Consider the following 3,491-nt stretch of genomic DNA (forward strand, 5'->3'; position numbering starts at 1 on the left):
AGCATTTTTACTTGGAATATCTGCAACATCATTTGCAGCGTTTGGAAGTTCTAAAAGCAATCCAATGAAAAAGATTTTACGAGTTATAGAGAGAATGGAGAAACAACAAACAGCTATGAAACTGGAAGATGTAAGACAAACTTTAGAAGCTATTCAACAGACACAGCAACAGGTACAAATGGTTAAAAATGACGCATTGAACCTTAATAAGTGGGCTGGATCAATGCTTTCACAAAATCTAGGAATATCAAAGCAAGATTTAGATAATCTTGTAGCAATAAAAAATTCTACTCAAAGTATCATAAATGATTCAAAAAACTTTGATACTAACTACAAGCAGTTGTTTAAAGATAACTATAACAATATGACATGGGAAAATTTACAGTTAGAAGATAAAAGAATAACAGAAGAACATGCAAATCTTTTAAAGCAAGGGTTGAAGATAGCAACAAGAGATCAGGAAGCTATAACAAGGGCTAAAGAATTGCAATCTCTTATGGGACAGTCATTAGCTCCATCAGGATCTCTACAGGCACAACAGACAGGAAATCAAATAGCAATGAATTCGGCTACATCTTTAAATAATTTGGAACAGATAAATATGGAACTGGTTAGATTAGAAGCTATTAAACAGCAAAATGAAATTCAGAGAATAAAAATAGCTGAACAAATAAAAATAGAATCAATGCAAAAACCAAAAGCAGTAAAAAATCCTGTTAAATTTTAGGAGGAAAAATGGATTTAAATATCTTATTAAATATATTTGAAGTTGCATTTAAAAAAGCAACATTAAATTTAACTCCAATTGCAATTGGTCTTTTAAGCACATTTGTAGCCTTTCAAATTGTATTTACACTTTGGAAAAAACCTACATCAATGCCTTTTGCAGATATCTTTGATATTTTAGTAAAATATTGGATTTTTTATTCCTTTATAGTTAATTATACAGAACTTGCAGGTAAAGTAAAAGATACATTTATCTTTTTTGGAATGAAAGGAGCTGGAACTTCAGGAAGTCCAAGTTTTGATCCAGGATATTTATTTAGTAGAGGATTTGATATATTAGATATAATTTATAAAAAGTTCTCTATAACTGAACCTATAGCAACACTTGGATATGCTTTTTTATGGCTTTTAGGATTGATAATTGTTGCATTTTTAGCATTAAATGTTTTTGTTTTACTATTAGAATTTATGGCACTTGCTTACTTATCAGTGATACTTGTTCCTTTTTTAATATTTGAAAAAACTGAATTTATAGGAGCTAAAGTATTTCAAGTATTAGTTTCACAATCTGTTCAGCTAATGGTTATAGTTTTTTTAATAGAATTAACTTTTGGGCAGTTGGACAAAGCAGTGGATATAAAAAATGTATATACAGCTGCTACCACAATACTTGGAATATTTGGTTTAACATATTTATCATGGAAAGCACCAGGATTAGCAGGAGGAATTCTTAATGGAGCACCTTCTCTTACTTGGGGAAAAGCATGGGAAGATATTAAAAGTACTGGTAGAAGTGCAAAATCAACAGCAAAAGGTGCAATAAAAGCTGGAAAAGTAGCAGTTAAAACTCCAGGTGCAATTAAAGATGGAGCTAAAGCTGGTTATAGTAAAGGGAAAACTGCTGTTAGTAAGGCAGCTAACTTTTTTAAGGGGAAATAGATGAATAATAAAAAAGAATTGTTAAAAAGAAAAAAGATTGGAAAGTTTATGCTTATATTCTTCTTTTTACTTTCTTCTGTTGCTACCCAATATTTTGCTTACTCCCTAAAATACCATCAAGCTTTAGGAAAACCTTTATTTTCTATTCAGAAGGTAAAGGTTTATCCTCCATATAAAGTATATATCTGGGGAAAAAAGTATCTTTAGCTTTTTTAATGGGAGTAATGATAACCAACAAAAAGAAGACTCTTGATAGTCATGGAAGTGCCGAATGGGCTACCTTGGAAGAGATAAAAGAAATGAATATATACAATGAAGCTGGAGCAGTTCTGGGTAAAGATAAGAAAAATAGAATACTTAGAACACTTGGAGTAGAACATATTCTTATGGCAGCCCCTACAAGAGGGGGAAAAGGTATCAATACTGTTACTCCAACTTGTCTTGATTGGACTGACAGTATGATAATAAATGATATTAAAGGGGAATTGTGGGGACAATCAGCAGGATATAGAAAAAATGTTTTAGGGCAGAAAGTTATTCATTTTAACCCTATAGATACAGAGGGAATTTCTTGTTCTTACAATCCTTTAGACTTTATTAAAAAAGGAACATTTAAAGAAATGCAAGATGTACAAGTTATAGTACAAACTCTTGTTGATACAGAAGGAAAAGGAGAATCAGATCACTGGATATCTTCAGCAATAAACTTTCTTACTGGAATAATATTTCATGTTAAATATGCGAAAGAAAATGCAAGTTTAAGTGATGTGGTAGATTTTTTAACGGATTCGGAAATGCCTTTAATCTTTAGAATAGCAGATATTATGGGATTTCCACGCCCTGGGGAAGAACAACCTTCAAGTGAACCTTTTAATCATCTTAAAAATGAAGAAAATAAGAATTTGTTTAAGGAAATCTATGGAAAGGAAGGAACAGTCCACCCAGTAGTAGCAAGTGAATTTACTACAATATTTGAAACTCCTGATAAAGAGAGAGGAAGTATCATATCTACAGCTACACAGAAGATGAAGATATTTATGGATCCACTTATAAGAAAACACATATCAAAATCTGATTTTACAGTACAGGATATTATGGATACAAGAACATCATTGTATTTAGTAACTCCACCTGAAGCATTAGATAGAACACGTCCACTTTTAAGATTAATAATCACTCAAGCTATATATGGACTTACTAAAACTATGAAATTTGATAATAAGCAACCTACATTTATGGAAAAACTATTAAAGCCTTTCAAAGATTTAAAGAAAAAAATGAAAAGTTACTTCTACATAGAGCCTAAAAAGAATAGAATTCTATTTTTGATAGATGAATTTCCAAGCTTGGGAAAGTTGGAACTTGTTGAAAAATCTATGTCATATATAGCAGGATATGGACTAAAAATGCTTCTTATTACACAATCAATGAAGCAGTTAAAGAAGATTTATGGAAAAGATAACTTTATTCTTGCAAACTGTAGTATACAGCTATATTTAACTCCAAATGAAATAGAAGACGCAGAAGATATATCCAAGACTTTGGATAATAAAACTATTTTAAGTGTGAGTGTAAGCAAAAAGGGATTTGATTTATTTCCAAACAAGACTATAAGTGAAACAGGAAGAAGACTTATGACAGCAGGAGAGGTAAGAATTCTGCCATTTGAAAATATAATTATCTTTGTAAGTGGACAGAAGCCAATTTATGGAAACAAGCTTATGTATTATAAAGAAAAAAGATATAATGAAAGACTTTTACCTACTCCACAAATTACAGATACTTTTAGAAAAGAAGAAATAAAAGAAAAAAGTCCTGTAAAGAAG

General features: G+C 30.7%; 4 protein-coding genes. All 4 read left to right on the forward strand.

What is annotated here, in order from left to right:
- Positions 1 to 727 (forward strand): hypothetical protein (locus tag E6771_RS15995; protein WP_316092355.1); only part of this gene is annotated, 727 nt, incomplete at its 5' end.
- 8 nt (positions 728 to 735) lie between these two features.
- The gene (locus E6771_RS16000; protein ID WP_316092356.1) at positions 736 to 1,665 is read left to right on the forward strand and encodes a type IV secretion system protein; all 930 of its coding nucleotides are present in this window, start codon (positions 736 to 738) and stop codon (positions 1,663 to 1,665) included.
- Entirely contained in the window at positions 1,666 to 1,872 is a 207-nt protein-coding gene (locus tag E6771_RS16005; protein ID WP_316092357.1) for a hypothetical protein, read from the forward strand.
- A gap of 8 nt (positions 1,873 to 1,880) precedes the next feature.
- A partial coding sequence (locus E6771_RS16010; RefSeq protein ID WP_316092358.1) for a type IV secretory system conjugative DNA transfer family protein occupies positions 1,881 to 3,491 on the forward strand: 1,611 nt, incomplete at its 3' end.

The organism is Fusobacterium sp. (assembly GCF_032477075.1).
Classification (GTDB): Bacteria; Fusobacteriota; Fusobacteriia; order Fusobacteriales; family Fusobacteriaceae; genus Fusobacterium_A.